The organism is Alterinioella sp. (genome assembly GCF_058343375.1).
Map to the genome: position 1 here is coordinate 1 of NZ_JBTUJH010000028.1, position 17,880 is coordinate 17,880.

The 17,880-nt window shown below is 63.3% G+C and carries 10 protein-coding genes; 1 reads left to right on the top strand and 9 read right to left on the bottom strand.

Translation table 11 applies throughout. The features are described 5' to 3' along the window. The first annotated feature begins 672 nt into the window (after positions 1 to 672). Positions 673 to 1,923: a peptidase T gene (pepT, locus tag ACW8PS_RS05045; RefSeq protein ID WP_491526210.1), complete on the top strand. Its 1,251-nt coding sequence runs from the start codon at positions 673 to 675 to the stop codon at positions 1,921 to 1,923. Between the two features lie 71 nt (positions 1,924 to 1,994). Here pepT and ACW8PS_RS05050 read toward each other — a convergent pair whose 3' ends face one another. From ACW8PS_RS05050 to ACW8PS_RS05090, 9 genes are all read right to left on the bottom strand, one after another. After that, on the bottom strand, positions 1,995 to 3,836 hold the full coding sequence (locus tag ACW8PS_RS05050) for a BCCT family transporter (protein ID WP_491526211.1): 1,842 nt from the start codon (positions 3,834 to 3,836) through the stop codon (positions 1,995 to 1,997). Between the two features lie 114 nt (positions 3,837 to 3,950). Further along, positions 3,951 to 4,295, bottom strand: coding sequence for a hypothetical protein (locus tag ACW8PS_RS05055; protein ID WP_491526212.1), 345 nt, complete (start codon positions 4,293 to 4,295; stop codon positions 3,951 to 3,953). Positions 4,296 to 4,414: 119 nt separating this feature from the next. Next, entirely contained in the window at positions 4,415 to 6,046 is a 1,632-nt protein-coding gene (locus tag ACW8PS_RS05060; RefSeq protein WP_491526213.1) for an alpha-D-glucose phosphate-specific phosphoglucomutase, read from the bottom strand. An 18-nt stretch (positions 6,047 to 6,064) separates the two neighbouring features. Then, positions 6,065 to 8,047, bottom strand: a complete 1,983-nt coding sequence (gene malQ, locus ACW8PS_RS05065; RefSeq protein ID WP_491526215.1) for a 4-alpha-glucanotransferase — start codon at positions 8,045 to 8,047, stop codon at positions 6,065 to 6,067. Next, complete coding sequence (gene glgX / locus ACW8PS_RS05070) at positions 8,044 to 10,152, bottom strand: glycogen debranching protein GlgX (protein WP_491526216.1); 2,109 nt, start codon at positions 10,150 to 10,152, stop codon at positions 8,044 to 8,046. The genes malQ and glgX overlap by 4 nt, the downstream gene beginning before the upstream one ends. After that, on the bottom strand, positions 10,149 to 11,585 hold the full coding sequence (gene glgA, locus ACW8PS_RS05075; protein ID WP_491526256.1) for a glycogen synthase GlgA: 1,437 nt from the start codon (positions 11,583 to 11,585) through the stop codon (positions 10,149 to 10,151). Before glgA ends, glgX begins: the two co-directional genes overlap by 4 nt. A gap of 1 nt (position 11,586) precedes the next feature. Next, the gene (glgC, locus tag ACW8PS_RS05080; protein WP_491526218.1) at positions 11,587 to 12,846 is read right to left on the bottom strand and encodes a glucose-1-phosphate adenylyltransferase; all 1,260 of its coding nucleotides are present in this window, start codon (positions 12,844 to 12,846) and stop codon (positions 11,587 to 11,589) included. Next, positions 12,843 to 15,098, bottom strand: coding sequence for a 1,4-alpha-glucan branching protein GlgB (glgB, locus tag ACW8PS_RS05085; protein ID WP_491526220.1), 2,256 nt, complete (start codon positions 15,096 to 15,098; stop codon positions 12,843 to 12,845). The genes glgC and glgB overlap by 4 nt, the downstream gene beginning before the upstream one ends. Beyond that, positions 15,095 to 17,470: a glycogen/starch/alpha-glucan phosphorylase gene (locus ACW8PS_RS05090; protein ID WP_491526221.1), complete on the bottom strand. Its 2,376-nt coding sequence runs from the start codon at positions 17,468 to 17,470 to the stop codon at positions 15,095 to 15,097. The genes glgB and ACW8PS_RS05090 overlap by 4 nt, the downstream gene beginning before the upstream one ends. Positions 17,471 to 17,880 lie beyond the last annotated feature (410 nt).

Here is a 17,880-nt window from a genome sequence, read left to right on the forward strand (position 1 = left end):
TTCATCGCAGCCGTCTCCAGCACCGCCGCAAACTTGTCGCGCGATGCCCAGCCCTCAGGGCCAGCATCGGCATCGGGCAAAAGCTGACCCTTGCTGCGCGCCAGAGCCCGCCACTTGTGCAGCGTTGCCTCTGAGATCCCCCCTCCTGCGACAAGCGCCGCACAGGCAGCTTGTTCGGAAGCAGCATCCGCTTCAGCACAGCTGCCCTGCGTTCCGGTGAATATCCCAGGTCATCACCCTATCCCGCCAACCCGAGAAATAGAGCGGCGGACAACATCCTTGACACAGGGGGCCATCCGAATACTTGCCGGGCAGAGCGGCTTTGACCTGCGAAGCGGTCAGCTTGTTCAACGCGCGTGCGCCGTGGTGCATCAAGATATAGCAATTGGATGCTTCTCGACCGCACCAGTTTCATTCCACTTGCCGCCTTCGGTTGCTTGAGGCCGCTTTGGTCCGGGCTTGATCCCCCCACCGGCAGCAAGATCGCGCGATGTGCGGAATCCTCTCAAGACGGCCTTCGCTTTGATGGAACGAACAGAACCTCTGCCGCTCTGGTCCCGGATCGCAGCTTTTTCCGGCACTGATCCAGGGCGTCATCTCATGACAACCATGGTCTTGACAGCGGCGCAGGATTGCCAGCCTCCTGCGCTGGAATTCCAGGGAGGTGGCACCATGCGGTCGCAATTCGATCACGCGCTGGAGACCCGGCTGATGCGCTATGTTGCCATTGACAGCCAATCCGATGCTGCCTCACCCTCCAGCCCGAGCAGCGCCATTCAACTGGACATCCTGACCGGGTTGAAAACCGAGTTGGAGGAGATCGGGGCGCGCGATGTGCGGCTGACCGATTACGGCGTGGTGCTGGCGACGATCCCGGCCAGCGAGGGCGTCACGGCCCCGGTGATGGGACTGCTGGCGCATGTCGATACTGCCCCCGCCTATGCTGCGGCGGGCGTCAAGCCGGTGGTCCATCGTGGCTGGAACGGCGGCGATATCAGCTTTGCCGATGCGCCCGATCTGGTGCTGTCGCCCGCCGCGTCCGACTATCTGGCGACCAAACAGGGCGATGACATCATCACCGCCAGCGGCACCACATTGCTGGGGGCCGATGACAAGGCCGGTGTGGCGATCATCATGACAGCAGCAGAGCATCTGCTGTCCAATCCCGATATCCCGCATGGCCCCATTCGCATCGCCTTTACCCCCGATGAGGAGATCGGGCGCGGTGTTGACGCCCGGCTGCCCGCCGATCTGGGGGCGGATTTTGCCTATACGTTCGATGGGGCCAGGCCGGGCGATCTGAATTTCGAAAGCTTTTCGGCCGATGGTGCCGAGGTGCGGGTCACCGGCGTTTCGATCCATCCCGGCGACGCCAAGGGCACGCTGGTCAACGCCTTGCACATCGCCGCCCGGATCATCGAGACGCTGGCCCATGCCGCCGCCACGCCCGATCTGACCGAGGCCCGCGAGGGGTTCATTTTCGCAAGCGAGATGGCGGGCAATGCCGCCGAGGCCCGGCTGAGCTTTATCCTGCGTGATTTCGAGCTGGACGGGCTGGCGGCAAAAGGCGCGCTGATGCAGCAGGTCTGCGCCACCATTGCGGCGCAGGAACCCCGCGCCCGGGTGAGCTGCGAGATCCGCCCGCAATATCGCAACATGCGCTATTGGCTGGAACAGGATATGGGCCCGGTCGATCTGGCGCGCGCCGCGATGCGGGCCGAAGGGATCACGCCGCAATCGAAGCCCATTCGCGGCGGCACCGATGGGTCACGCCTGACCGAGATGGGGGTGCCGACACCGAACATCTTTACCGGCATGCAGGAGATCCACGGGCCGCTGGAATGGATCTCGGTGCAGGATATGGCACTGGCGACGAAGGTGTGCCTGCGGCTGGCCGAACTGGCGGGCAAGGCGGATCCGTAGCACAGGTTCCGGAGTGAAAAGGGCGAACCGCCTGGCCCGCCCACTTTCTTTTTGGCTGTTCGCTTGTTGGCCTATTCGGCTGCGCTTGGCACCGGCATGCCGCCGGATCCAGATGCCTCGCGCCGGCCATCCCGATACAGTGCCTTGATCAGCGAGATGCACATCAGCCCCATCACCATGGTAAAGGGCAAGGCACCGATGATCATCGCCGATTTCAGGGCCTCGAACGGGTCGGCCCCGCCATTGGTCTTGCCCGCGATCAGCAGCGTGCCGATAACGGCGGTCAGGATCAGGCCCCAGACGATCTTGTGCTTGTTGCCAACCTCCTGATCGCCGCCCGACATGATCGTGTTCATCACCAGGATGCCGGAATCCGCCGAGGTCACCAGGAAGGTCATGATCAGGATCACCGACATCACGGTGATGGCTGTCAGCAGCCCGCCATCGATCATCTGCGCCAATGTCACAAACAGCTTGTTGGTGTTGGACGCGCCGATGATTTCGCCATTGGCCCCGCCGGTCAGTTCGAGATCGATCGCGGTGGCCCCCAGAATGGTCATCCAGGCGAAACAGACCAGCGCCGGGGCAAAGACGCAGCCGACGATGAATTCGCGCACGGTCCGGCCCCGCGAGATCCGTGCCAGAAACAGGCCCACGAAAGGCGAGAATGCGATCCACCAGGCCCAGTAGAAGGTGGTCCAGCCCGCTTGCCAACCAAATTGCCGCCCGGCAATGCCGGCCTCATAGACCGCCATCAGCGTGGCCTCGTCCAGTTCGGCCGCGCCGCCTTCGAGACCGCCGACAAAGCCGGCATAGCTGCCCCAGGCACCTTGTGCGCCCGACAGGTCGGCGGCAAAGGGGCGGGCGGCTTCGGGCAGGGCGGTGGCAAAGGCATCGGCCGATTGCGGCCCGTAAGCGACAAAGCTGAGCTGCACCAGATTCAGGATGTAATCGACAAAGGCCGTGGCATAGGTCGTCATCGCAAAGAGGAACGAGCCGAAGATCACAAAGACCAGCAGCAAGATGATCGACAGCACCAGGTTGAGGTTCGAGAGGTATTTCACCCCGCGCCCGACGCCCGAGACCGCCGAGACGATCGACAGCGCCATGATCACGCCAAGCCCGGCCAGCAGGCCAACGGTGCCCGGAGCGGGGGCCTCGCCGGTCAGATCCATCATCCAGCCCATGCCGGTGATGGCATACATGCCGTCGATGAACTGGCTGACGCCGAAACCGATGGTGACCGAGACGCCCAGGATGGTGGCCACCACGCCAAGCACGTCAACGACATGGCCGAGAAACCCGTTCATCAGGCCGCCAAAGAGCGGTGTCAGCGCCGAGCGGATCGTCAGCGGCATGTTGCGCGTATAGGCGTAATAGGCCAGGCTGAGGCCGGTCACCACATAGATCGACCAGGCGCTGAACCCGTAATGCAGGAAGGTATAGCGATAGGCCGATTGCAGCGCTTCTTGTGAATTGGGCGCAACGTCGCCGGCCAGGACCACGGGGTTCGATCCCCACAGGCCAAGCGGTTCGGCGGTGGCAAAGACCATCAGCCCAACCCCCAGACCGGCCCCGAACATCATCGAGAACCATGAGAAATTGGAAAATTCCGGGGCCTCGCCCGGTGTGCCCATGATCCGCCGCCCGGTTTGCGGCAGGATCGCGACGACCAGCAGGAAGAACACGAAAAATCCCACTATGATGATGTAGAAGCTGTTGAAACTGGCCAGAAGCTGCCAGTTCAGGCTGTCCAGCGTGCCATTGGCATTGGCCGGAAACAGCAATGCCCAAAGCACGAGCGCCACCATGATGCCCTTGCTGATCAGTGCAATCTCGATGCTGTGGCCCTGATAAAAGCCCGATGCGGCCCGTTGTATCTGGAGGTCGGTAAACGGTGGTTTGATGGACATGATGCCCCTCCCTGTTTTCGCGTGTATGCAGCGTAGCCCCGAGGTGATGGCGCGATAGCTGGATTCTGGCAGGTCGGGGCCCGTTTGCGACATTTCTTATATCAGATACGTGTTTCACCCGAGGATGGATGCGATTCTTTCCAGCGTGGCTATGCTGACCGTGACGCCGTTTCGGGGCGCGTTGGCGCGCTTGGCGCGGTGCCCGTCACCGGGCAAATGCGCGCCGCCCTGGGCCCGGATTGCGGCGATGCGGCCGGCGTTTCTTATAGAATAAATGCCGCCGCTGGTCGTGTCGGGATCGATGGCGATACAGCATTGGCCGGTATTGGGCGGCCCGCCTTTGGTGCCCGAAAACGGGGCCGCATGGATGCCGACCAGACCGGACAGGTCCGAGGGGTTGGGGTTCTCGATCTCGGAGCTGCGCGCACCGGCGATGAGGTTGAGCCATGTCGGCACCATGGCAGCTTCCTTTGGCGGGCAGAGGTCGCGTGCAGGAGGGGCCGCAGGGGCGGCATCAGTCAAATTCAAGGAAATGAATGGTATTTCAGAACTATTGAAGGGGGGCGGATATGGGCCGGTCAGGTCATCACGTCAGGGTCGCTGCGCCCGGTCCATTTCTCCAGACCGATCATGGATTTGACGGCCCTGTTGACCGGGTTCAGGGCGCGTTGGGTCTCGACCCCCAGATCGCCATCCGGGGCCACGTAATGTTCAAGATAGATCCGCAAGGTCGCGCCTTCGGTGCCGGTGCCCGACAGGCGCAGCACCGCGCGGGCACCGCCGTCAAAAATGATCCGCAGGCCCTGATTGCGGCTGACCGAGCCATCGACCGGGTCGTGATAGGAAAACTGATCGGCGCTGGCCACGCGACAGGTGCCAAAACTCTGGCCCGGCAGGTCGGCCAGGCGCGCAATCAGGGCGTCCATCAACCCCTTGGCGCGGGCGGGCGCAATCGCCTCATAATCGTGGCGTGAATAATAGTTCCGCCCGAAACGCGCCCAGTGGTCGTGCAGGATACCCTGCACCGTCAGCCGCCGCGCGGCCAGGATATTCAGCCACATCAGCACCGCCCACAGCCCATCCTTTTCGCGCACATGATCGCTGCCGGTGCCGGCGCTTTCCTCGCCGCAAAGCGAGACCCGGCCGGCATCCAGAAGGGTGCCGAAAAACTTCCACCCGGTGGGGGTTTCATAGCAGTCCAGCCCCAGGGCTTCGGCGACGCGGTCCAGGGCCTGGCTGGTCGGCATCGACCGCGCCACACCGGCCAGACCGCCTGCATATCCCGGCACCAGATGCGCATTGGCGGCCAGCACGGCCAGGCTGTCAGACGGCGTGACATAGATGCCGCGCCCGAGGATCATGTTGCGATCGCCATCGCCGTCCGAGGCGGCGGCGAAATCGGGGCCGGTATCGGACATCACCAGATCGACCAGCGGTTTGGCCCAGATCGGATTGGGGTCGGGGTGGCCTTTGCCGAAATCGACCGAGGGTATGCCGTTCAGCACGGTGCCCGCAGGGGCCTCCAACAGGCCCTCCAGAATGGCCGTGGCATAGGGGCCGGTCACCGCATGCATGGCGTCGAATTTGAGGCTGAAGCCGCCGGTGATCAGGTCGCGGATGGCGTCAAAATCAAACAGCTCCTGCATCAGGTCGGCATAATCGGCCACCGGGTCGACGATCTGGACATCCATGCCCCCAAGCGGGCGCGACCCGATCGCCGCAAGGTCCAGATCGGGCGTATCAAGCGTGTGATATTCGGTGATCGTTTCGGTCTGGGAAAAGATCGCGTCGGTGACCTGCTCGGGGGCCGGTCCGCCATTGGCGATGTTGTATTTCAGGCCGAAATCAGCGTCGATGCCGCCCGGATTATGACTGGCCGACAGGATCAACCCGCCATTGGCGCGGTGCAGCCGGATCAGATGCGAGGCGGCGGGCGTCGAGAGCAGGCCGTTTTGCCCGACAATGGCGGATTTGGCATCCCCGGCGGCGGCCATGCGCAGGATTGTCTGAATGGCCTCGGCGTTGAAGTAGCGGCCATCGCCACCGATCACCAGCACCTTGCCCGCAACCCCGCCAATGGCGTTGAAAATGGCCTGCACGAAGCATTCCAGATAATCGGGCTGCATGAAGACGCGGGTCTTTTTGCGCAGCCCCGAAGTGCCGGGTTTCTGGCCCTCGAACGGGCGGCAGGTTTTGGTCAATCTGGTCATCTGGTCCTCGCTCACGGTTCAGGCCGTTTTGATGTCAGGCGGTTGGCGGCCCCGGTCGGCTGGCATCAACCGGTCCAGTTGGCGCAGGCCGGGGGCGGCGCCCAGATCCTCCACCGGCAGGGGCAGGCGGCGGCGCCAGTTGGGGTGTTCATCGATCGTGCCGGGCAGGTTCTGCGCCGCGCCCAGGCCCAAAGCATCATCCAGCTGGATCGCCAGCAAGGCCGAGGGCGCGCGGGCCAGGGTCTGGTGGATCGCCTGCGAAATGGCGCTGCAGGGCGCATCGGGGGCAAGGCCGCATTGGCTGCGCAGGCTGGCCCGCTGGCGTGACCGGTGGGCGTGACGGGCGCGGGCCGTATCGGCATTGATCCAGCCAACCCGCTGCCACCATTCAATATCCTCGCCATACCAGAACCCTTGCAAGGTCGGGGTGTCATGGGTGGCGAAACAGGCCAGGCTGTTGGCGGGCAGGGTCTCGGGCGGGCGCAGGTGGCCGCTATGGTCGGCCTCGAACTGCCACACGGAATAGCTGTAGAGGCCCGCGCGGTTCAGCATGTCGCGAAAACCATCGGGGACCAGGCCCAGATCTTCGCCCACGATGATGCATCCCGCCCGCTCGGCCTCGATCATGATCACCGCCAGAAGCGCCTCGATGGGTTGGCTGACATAGCCGCCGGGGCTGCCATCATCGGGCAACCAGAAACTGCGCAAAAGGCCAAGCGCATGGTCGATCCGCAGCAGGCCGCATTGCGCCATCAACCGGCGCAGCATGGCGCGCAGTGGCGCATAGAACGCTTGCGCCAGCGGGCCGGGGGCATGGGCGGCCAGCGCCCAGGATTGGCCCTCGGGGTTGAGATGATCGGGCGGCGCGCCGATGCTGACACCGCGGGCAATGGTATCTGCATTCATCCAGACCTCGGCCCCGCCGGGGCGCGACCCGACGGCGAGATCAAGATAGAGGCCAAGCGACATGCCCGCATCCAGCGCGGCGCTCTGGGCGGCCTTGATCTGGGTCTCGGCGCGCCATTGCAGCCAGGCATGAAAGCCCCTGCGCGGACCGGCCTGTCTGGACGCCGAAGTGCCGGGGCGGCGCAGATCGGCGGGCCAGGTGCGAAAATCAGGGCCATGGCGTTCGCTAAGCGCCTCGAACCGGGTGAAATCCGCCAGATCGGGGCCTTGCGCCTTGCGCCAATGGTCAAAGGCCCCGGTCTGGGATGACCCGGTAAAGGCGGCATATTCGGCCTGCAACGCGGCGCGGTGGCGGCGGCGAAAGCCCGGATAGTCGATCAGCGCGGCATCCGGCGTTGGCCCCAGCCCGGCATCGGTCGCGATGTGATCGGTGTTGAAAAAGCCGCGATGGCTGGGGGAATAGGGGCTGATCATTGCGTCCGCCGCCCAGCCAAGCGCGTGGATCGGGTTGATGCCCAGAAACTGCGCGCCGTTTTGCCCCAATGCGCGGCCCGCCTGGGCCAGATCGCGGTAATTGCCAAGACCGCCATTGTGGCGGCTGCGAAACCCGTAAAGTGGGGCGGTGATGCCCCAGATCCGCGCCTGACCGGTCTGGCTGTGCAGATCGGGCGCGGTGGCGGGCCGGGCCAGAAGGCGCATCTGTTGCGGTGCCTGCGGGCCGGTCGCGATCAGCGTGTAATAGCCTGCGGGAAGGGCCGCGAGGGTCACGGCCGTGTCGGCCCGGCCTTGGCCGACCTGGGTGCCGGTTTCATCCAGCAGCACCCATTCGCAGGGTGCCCTGACCGGAATGGCCGCGATCTGACCGGCGCGGATGATCTGTTCCTCGGGCAGGAAACGCGCGGCGCTGGTGGCGCTGTGATCTGCCAAGGCCTGCGTGATCTGGGCATCGGTGGCGGCCGCAACCCCTTGCGCGGCCAGAAGCGCGCGCAGCGTGTCGGGGCTGGCGGCGTGATAGTGCCCGTGCAGATCATGAAAGCCGGTATGAACGCCATGCGTCCGGGCGAGGGCGTGCAGATCAGGCTCCGGTGCCGTCATGCCGGCCCCGAAGGGTGCAGGCAGAAGGCCGACAGGGAATTTGCCGGCAGGGTCAGCCTGCCCGCAGGAACTGGCATTGCCGATTGGCGGGCCTGCGCGGTATCAATCTGGCGTATCCAGACCGCCCCACCGGGGTCGGGCAGGTCCAGATCCAGCGGCTCGGATTCGCGGTTGATGGCCAGAAACACCTCGTCGGTCAGGGCGTCGCCGCGCGGGCTGTCGGCGCTGCCGCGCAGATGCAGGCAGAGGCTGGCCAGAGCGGGATCGCGCCAATTCAGCGCGGTGCCGTCAAAACCGCGCCATTCGACATCCGGCCTGTCATCGGATGCGCGCCGCGCGCCATGCAGGAAATCGGGCTGGCGCAGCACCCGATGGTCGCGGCGAAACTGCGACAGGGCGGCGGTGAAGGCGATCAGATCGGGGTCCATGGCGGCCCAGTCGATCCAGGCGACATCATTATCCTGACAATAGCTGTTATTATTGCCCGACTGCGAATTGCCGCCCTCATCACCACAAAGCAGCATCGGGGTGCCTTGCGACAGCATCACGGTGGCCAGCATGTTGCGGGCTCGCAAGGCGCGTTGGGCCAGAATGGCGGGATCGGCGCTGTCGCCCTCAACCCCGAAATTCTGGCTGTAATTTTCGCGATGGCCATCGCCATTCTGTTCGCCATTGGCATGGTTGTGGCGGGTCTCGAACCGGGTTGTGTCGGCCAGGGTGAACCCGTCATGCGAGGCCGCGAAATTGACCGAGGACCAGGCTCTGCGGCCGCGGGTGTCGAAAATATCGGCGGTGCCCAACAGCGCCCGGCCCAGATCCTGGCCGCTGTGATGATCGCCGCGCCAGAACCGGCGCAGCGTGTCGCGGTAGCGGTCATTCCATTCCGCAAACCCGGCCGGAAACCCGCCCAGTTGATAGCCGCCGGGGCCGATATCCCAAGGCTCGGCGATCAGTTTGACGCCTGCCAGCACCGGATCCTGGCGCAGCGCATCGAGAAACCCGCCGCGCCGGTCAAAGCCCTGGGCCTCCCGCGCCAGAATGGTGGCCAGATCAAAGCGGAACCCGTCCACCCCCATGACCTGCACCCAGAAGCGCAGGCTGTCGAGGATCATGCGGATCACGAACGGGTGGCGGGCATCGAGCGTGTTGCCGCAGCCGGTATCGTTGACGTAATAGCGCGGCTGGCCATCGGAGAGCCGGTAATAGGCCTGATTGTCGAGGCCGCGAAAGCTGAGCGTCGGGCCAAGATGGTCGCCCTCGGCGGAGTGGTTATAGACCACATCCAGAATGACCTCGATCCCGGCAGTGTGAAACCGGTCGACCATGGCGCGAAAGCCCTGCACGCCGGAAGGCCCGAAATAGCGCGGCTCGGGGGCAAAGAAACCCACGGTGTTGTAGCCCCAGTAATTGACCAGCCCGCGATCCAGCAGCGCGCCTTCGGATTTGATCGCCTGCACCGGCAACAGCTCGACCGCGGTGATGCCAAGCCGGGTCAGATGGTCCAGCATCACGGGCGCGGCCATGCCGTCATAGGTGCCGCGCTGATCGGGCGGGATGCCGGGATGGCGGATGGTGGCGCCCTTCACATGCGCCTCATAGATCAGGGCATTGTCCCAGCCACGACCCAGGGTTTCGGCATCGGGCGCAAAGAGCGCCGGGTCAGGGACCACGCATTTCGGCATATGGGGGGCGCTGTCGCGGGGGTCGAAAGACAGATCCGCCTCAGCCGCGTTTTGCTGGTAGCCGAAGGTGGTGCTGTCTTGGGTGAAGGAGCCAAAGAATTCATGCGCGTAGGGATCTGTCAGCAATTTGTTGACGTTGAAGCGGTGGCCCCGGTCTGGATCATAAGGGCCCGCCACGCGGTAGCCGTAAAGCGCACCGGGGCGCACGCCCGGAACGTAGCCATGCCAGATGGAACCGCTGCGTTCCGGCAGGGCCAGGCGCTGCGTCTCGGCCCTGCCATCGGCAGAATAGAGGCACAAAAACACCTGCTGGCCGTTTTGTGAGAACAGCGCGAAATTGGTGCCTTCGCCATCGAAATGCGCCCCCAGCCTTGTGGGCGATCCCGGTTCGACCCGGGCCGAGACCGCGCCATGGCGGCTCATGCGGCAAGCGCCTTGTAAAGCGCGGCGTAGCTGGCGGCAGAGGCCTCCCAACCGACCGGGTGGCGCATCGCCGCGCGTTGCATGGCCTGCCATATCCTGGTGTCGCCATAGGCGAGAACCACCCGGTCGATCACCTGTTTCAGATTATCGGGCGTGACCGTATCAAACACGAAACCGGTGGCCGCCTTGGCGTTTATCGCGGCAAGATTGGCATCGATCACGGTATCGGCCAGCCCGCCGGTGCGCGCCACCACGGGCAGGGTGCCATAGCGCAGGCCATAAAGCTGGGTCAGGCCGCAGGGTTCAAACCGCGACGGGATCATGATGGCATCGCTGCCGCCCTGCAGCAGATGCGCCAGCGGCTCATCATAGCCGATATGAACCCCGACCTGGCCCGGATGGGCGCGGGCGGCGGCCTGAAACCCCTGTTCGAGTTCAGGCGCGCCACTGCCGAGAACGGCCAGTTGGCCGCCGCGCGCCACAAGATGCGGCACCGCGTCCAAAAGCGCATCCAGCCCCTTTTGTTCGGTCAGGCGGCTGATCACGCAAAACAGCGGCCCGGTGCTGTTCGGTTCCAGGCCCAGGCGCTCTGCGATGGCGGCGCGGGCCAGGGATTTACGCCCCAGGCTGCGCGCGTCATAGGGGCGGGGCAGCGCGGTGTCGGTCGCGGGGTTCCACACGCCCGTGTCGATACCGTTCAGCAGCCCCGACAAGACATCCGCGCGGGCCTGCAGCACGCCCTCCAGCCCCATACCGAACGCGGGCGTCAGAATCTCGCGCGCATAGGTCGGGCTGACGGTGGTGATGCGGTCCGAATAGACCAGACCGCCCTTGAGAAAGCTCAGATCGCCGTGAAATTCCAGACCCTCGGAGTGGAACCAGTCAGGTTTCAGCCCCAACGGGCCCATCTCATGGCGTCCAAACCGGCCCTGAAAGGCGATATTGTGGATGGTGGTGATGGTGGCCGGGCGCTCGGCCCCGGCCATTTTCAGATAGACCGGGGCCAGCGCTGCCTGCCAGTCATGGGCGTGCAGGATATCGGGGGTGTAGCCCGCGACGGCCCCCATCGCCACGCGCGCGGCACCCTGCGCCAATGCGCCAAAGCGCAGCGCATTATCCGGCCAATCGCGGCCATCCTCATCCCCGTAAAGCCCGCCGGGGCGATCATAGAGCTGCGGCGCGTCCAGCAGCAGCAGCGAAATGCCCTGCGATGTGGCGCGCACCAGGCGGCCCGGCCCGCCCGGCAGATCGTCAAACCGCGCCATCTCGGCCCCTGTGCGCAGCAGCGGAAACAGCGGCGGATAGGCCGGCAACATCACCTGCGCTTTGATGCCATGCGGGGCAAGGGCTGCGGGCAACGCCCCGACCACATCGGCAAGACCGCCGGTTTTCACGAAAGGCGCGCATTCCGAGGCAACCATCAAAACCTGCATCTCAGCCATCCAGCCTGTCGATCATGGCCTGAGTGATCAGGCAGATGCCGTTTTCGGTGCGCCGAAACCGGCGCGCGTCAAGCTCGGCGTTTTCGCCCACCACCAGTTCAGCCGGGATTTTCACGCCGCGATCAATCACCACATTCTTGAGATAGGCATGGCGGCCGACCTCGCAATAGGGCAGCGCCACGACGCCGTCCAGTTGCGAAAAGGAATGCGTCTTGACGCCGGTAAAGAGCAGGCAGCGATGCAGCGACGACCCCGAAATGATGCAGCCGCCCGAGACCATCGACGACACCGCCTGACCGCGGCGGCCTTCCTCGTTATGGATGAATTTGGCCGGCGGTGTCAGCTCTGAATAGGTCCAGATCGGCCAGTCATTGGCGTAGATGTCAAGTTCGGGTTTGAAATCGGTCAGGTCGATATTTGCCTGCCAATAGGCGTCGATGGTGCCGACATCGCGCCAATAGGGTTCGGTCTCCATGCCGGACATCACGCAGGACCGGCTGAAGGGATGCGCGCGTGCGCCGCCCGCGGCGACAATGTCAGGGATGATATCCCTGCCGAAATCATGGCTGGACTCCGGGTTGGCGGCGTCCTTTTGCAGAACCTCGAAGAGGTATTCGGCCTCGAATACATAGATGCCCATGCTGGCCAGTGATTTGTCGGGATCGCCCGGCATCGCGGGCGGATCGGCGGGCTTTTCCATGAAATCCAGGATCTTGTCATTGCTGTCAACTGCCATCACGCCGAATTCTGACGCCTCATCGCGCGGCACGGCAATGCAGCCGACAGTCACTTTGGCACCGGTTTTGACATGTTCCTCGATCATGAAGGAATAATCCTGTTTGTAGATATGATCGCCCGCAAGGATCAGCACATATCTGGGCCCGTAACCGCGAATGATCTCGATATTCTGGGTGACGGCATCGGCGGTGCCCTTATACCAGTTTTCCGCGTCCAACTGTTGCGAGGCGGGCAGGATATCGAGCGATTCATTGCGTTCGGCGCGAAAGAAGCTCCAGCCGCGCTGAATGTGGCGGATCAGGCTGTGGGCCTTGTATTGCGTGGCCACGCCGATGCGCCTTATGCCGGAATTGACCGCGTTGGACAGGGCAAAATCGACGATCCGGGTCTTGCCGCCGAAATAGACCGCAGGCTTGGCCCGGATCTCGGTCATTTCCTTCAGGCGGCTGCCGCGTCCGCCGGCAAGCACAAAGGCCATGGATTGCTGGGCCAGGGTGAAACGATCTTCAATCATTGTTTAGTCTCCCCAATGGGTGCGGCCGGGCCGGGCCGGGTGTCCGACAATCTGAAAAACACGGTCGCCAGCGGCGGCACGGTGATCTCGATGGAGGCCGCGCAGCCATGTGCAGGCAGGTCTTGCGAAACTGCGCCGCCGGGCGTTCCGGCATCGCTGCCGCCATAGATCGCGGCGTCGGAATTCAGCACCTCGTCCCAATGGCCCGGAACCGGCACGCCGATCCGGAAACCGGGGCGCGGCACCGGCGTGAAATTGGTCACCACCAGCACCGGCGGCGCGCCGTCATTGCCAAACCGCACAAAGGACAGGATCGAGTCCGCCGCATTGCCGCCGTCGATCCAGCGAAAGCCTTCGGGCGTGGTGTCGCGTTGATAGAGCGCCGGCGTGGCGCGGTAGAGCCTGTTCAGGTCGCGCACCAGCGCCTGCATGCCGTGATGCGGGGCCTGGTCCAGCAGGTGCCAATCCAGACTGGTTTCGTTATTCCATTCCCCGGGCTGGGCAAATTCGCAGCCCATGAATAACAGTTTCTTGCCGGGATGGCCCCACATGAAGCCGTAATAGGCCCGCAGATTGGCAAACCGCTGCCAATCATCGCCGGGCATGCGCGCCAGCAGCGAGCCTTTGCCATGCACCACCTCATCATGGCTGAGCGGCAGGATGAAATTTTCGGAGAAGGCGTAATGCAACCCGAAGGTGATCTTGTCGTGATGGTATTTGCGGTTGATCGGGTCTTCGGACATGTAGCGCAGGGTGTCGTTCATCCAGCCCATGTTCCACTTGAAGCCAAAGCCCAGCCCGCCGGCCGATGTCGGGGCGCTGACGCCGGGAAAGGCGGTCGATTCTTCGGCCGCCGTCAGGATGCTGTCATCTTGCGCGTAGACCACCTCGTTCATCCGTTTCAGAAAGGCGATGGCCTCAAGGTTTTCGCGCCCGCCATCCTTGTTGGGCACCCATTCGCCCTCCTTGCGGGAATAGTCCCGATACAGCATCGAGGCCACGGCATCGACCCGGAGGCCGTCGATATGGTATTCCTTGAACCAGAATTTCGCGTTTGAAATCAGGAAGTTTCGAACCTCGGCCCGGCCATAATTATAGACCAGTGTGTTCCAGTCGGGATGAAAGCCTTCGCGCGGGTCGGCATGTTCGTAAAGCGCGCTGCCATCGAATTGGCCAAGCCCGTGCGGGTCGGACGGGAAATGCCCCGGCACCCAATCGATGATCACCCCCAGGCCCGCCCGGTGGCAGGCATCGACCATGGCGCGGAATTCATTCGGCGTGCCAAAGCGCGATGTCGGCGCAAACAGCCCCACCGGTTGATAGCCCCAGGACCCGCCAAAGGGATATTCCGAAATGGGCATCAGCTCGATATGCGTAAAGCCCATGTCACAGGCGTAATCGACCAGCCGCTGGCCAAGTTCGAGATAGCTGAGCGAACGGTTGCCCTCTTCGGGCACGCGGGCCCAGCTTTCCAGATGCACCTCGTAGATCGAGATCGGGTGGTTGATTTTCTGCCGGGAACCACGGGTTTCGATCCAGTCGGCATCCGACCAGTCATAGCCCGCCAGATCGCGCACAACCGATGCCGTGCGGGGCGGCAGTTCGGCCCCGAAGCCGACCGGATCGGCCTTGAGAGGCAGCAAGCGGTGTTCGCGATCGAGCAGCTCGTATTTGTAAACCGTGCCATCGCCCAGACCCGGCACAAAAATCTCGTGCACCCCGCTTGGCCCGCGTCGCCGCATCACATGCCTGCGGCCATCCCAGCCATTGAAATCGCCGACCACCGAAACCCGCGCAGCATTCGGGGCCCAGAGGGCGAAATGCGTGCCGTCGACGCCTTCATGGGGTCCGACATGCGCGCCCAAAGCCTGCCAGAGCTGGCCATGGGTGCCTTCGGCCAGCAAATGTTCATCCAGATCGCCCAGACGCGGACCAAACCCGTAAGCATCATATTCGTCCCAGCTCTGATCGCCGCGCGTCAGGCGCAGCTTGTAGGCGAACCGTTTCTTGCGGCGTGGAATGCGGGCGGCAAAAACCCCGTCCGCGCCCGCGACCGGAGCCAGCTCCACGACCAGCTTGCCGGTTTTGGCATCCAGCATTTCGACCTTGTCTGCCTCGGGGTGAATGGCGCGCAGGACCAGCGCGCCGTCTTTCAGCACATGCAGCCCCAGCACGGAAAACGGATCATCATGGTGGCCCGCCACCAGCTTGGCCGCTGCGGCCTGATCGATCGGTTCCGGCGCGGTGGTCATGCGGATTTCTCCAGCGCTTGCCCCGACGCGCTGACATGCCAGATATCGCGGGCATAGCCTTTGATCGTGCGATCCGAGGAGAACCAGCCCATTCCGGCAGTGTTGCGCAACGCCATGGAGGCCCAGTTGCGCGGGTTCTGAAAGGCGATATCGGCGCGCCGCTGCGTGTCGAAATAGCTGTCAAAATCGCAGGTCACAAGAAAATGGTCGTGATCATACAACATGCCGACAAGCCCGTGATAGCGGTTTGGATCCTGCGGTGAAAACCGGCCTTCGAAGATCTGGCCCAGAACCCGTTGCAGACGCGGGCTGGCCTCGATCGCGGCGCGCGCATAGCCATGCTGCGCCCGACGTTCCACCACCTGGGCGGCGGTCAACCCGAAGAGAAAGAAATTCTCGCTGCCGACATGGTCGCGAATCTCCACATTGGCCCCGTCCAGCGTGCCGATGGTCAGCGCCCCGTTGAGGGCAAATTTCATGTTGCCGGTGCCCGACGCCTCTTTGCCCGCGGTCGAGATCTGTTCCGACAGGTCGGCGGCGGGGATCAGGCGTTCGGCCATGGTGACGTTGTAATTTGGCGGGAACAGAATCTTCAGACGCCCATTTGTCACCGGATCGGCATTGACGACGCAGGCGACGTCATTGATCAGGCGAATGATCTCCTTGGCCATGTAATATCCCGGGGCCGCCTTGCCGCCAAAGATCTTGACCCGCGGCGTCCAGTCGCGGCCCGGATTGTCCTGCATCTCGGTCCATAGCGCGACGGTTTCCAGCAGGTTCATCAACTGGCGCTTGTATTCGTGGATGCGCTTGACCTGTATATCGAACATCGCGTCGGGGTCGATCCGAACCCCGCAAATGCCCGTCAGCCAGTTTGACAGGGCAACCTTGTTGGCCCGCTTGGCGGCCTGGAACGCATCGAGGAAAGCCCTGTCATCGGTCTTGGCTCTCAACTGGCCAAGCTGTTCCAGATCGGTGATCCAGCCATCGCCCAATTCAGCGGTGATTAACCCGCTGAGCGCGGGATTGCAGCCATGCAGCCAGCGGCGCGGCGTAATGCCGTTGGTCTGGTTGATGATCCGGGTCGGATGGATCCGGTGCAGATCGGAAAACACCGTTTGCTTGACCAGATCACTATGCAGCGCTGAGACGCCATTGACCTTATGGGCCATGATGAAGGCAAGTTCGCCCATCCGCACCTCGCCATGTTCGACAATGCGCGGGCTGCCGGGGTTCTCGGCCTGCTGGGCATCGTCAATGGCGCGAATGATTTCCAGATGGCGCGGCAGGGTGCGCCCCAGCAGGCCCTCGCTCCAGCGTTCCAGCGCCTCGGGCAGAAGCGTGTGATTGGTATAGGCCAGACAGCGACGCGCCAGTTTGATCGCATCGGGCATCGCCATGGCGTGGTCATCGACCAGAATGCGCACCAGTTCCGGCCCGGCGATGGCAGGGTGGGTATCGTTGAGCTGGATCGCGACCTGATCGGGCAATTCCAGCAGATCGGTAGTGTCGCGCAGGAAGCGGCGCAGAAGATCCTGAAGCGAGGCGGCGGTAAAGAAATATTCCTGCTTCAGGCGCAATTCCTTGCCCGGTTCGGTGGTATCATCGGGATAGAGAACCCGGCTGATGGTGCGCGCCAGCGCCTCGGACCGGCTGGCGGCCAGAAAATCACCGCTGTTGAAACTGGCCAGGTCAAACTGGGTCACCGGACGCGCCGACCACAGCCGGAGCGTGTTGCACCAGCCGCCCTGCCAGCCGATCACCGGCGTGTCAAAGGCCATCGCCAGCACGGTTTCGCCGGGGTGCCAATGGGCGCGCCCGTCATGATGATCGACATGGCCGCCAAAATGGATGCGATATTGCAGTTCCGGGCGCTCAAATTCCCAGGCATGGCGTTGCGCCAGCCAGGTTTCGGCGGTCTCGATCTGCTGGCCTTGCACGAAATCCTGTTCAAAGAGACCATGCTCATAGCGGATGCCATAGCCATGGGCCGGGATGCGCAGGGTCGACAGGCTGTCCATGAAACACGCCGCCAACCGCCCCAGACCGCCATTGCCAAGGGCTGCATCCGGCTCATCATGCACGATCGTATCATAATCCTGGCCAAGCGCTGTCAGGGCCTGTTTGGCCTTGTCGACCAGTCCCAGATTGGCGGCGACATCCTCGACCAGCCGCCCCATCAGGAACTCCATCGAAAGGTAATAGACCCGCTTTTTCCGCTCCGTGCGGGCCTGTTTCAGGCTGTCATGCCAGGGTCCGATCATTTCATCGCGCAAGGCAAGCGACAGCGCCATGCGCCAATCATAGATGCTGGCCGATTCCTGCTGCTTACCAAGCGAAAAGCGGAGACGATCGAGAATTGCGTCTTTCATGAAGGATCCAGCCAAAAGGTTTCAGTTAGCGCTAACATGAGCATCTATTGCATTAACGCCACGTTTGAAACCTACTCTGATGCGATTTCCGTGACCAGTGGCCGAAAGCCGGTCAGGGCCGGGGCTTTCAGATGAGCTGATTGATCATGACCGCAACGAGGCATGCGGGCCGTGCTTTGGGGGCCAGATGGGCTGCTGCCGCCGAAGAAATGGCGCGCGCAGGTCGCGCGAAGCGGAACAAAACAATAAAGCACCTCTCGCAATAGCTGAGACATGACGGTAGTGGGTCACTTTGAAATCCGGGCCCATGCAGCTTTGGCTTGCGACCAGCGCAAGCCCTTCCCAAAACCCCTGGATTGTGAATGCGTGAAGTTTGCAGCCTATACCGGTCCTGACCTTGAAGCCGGGAA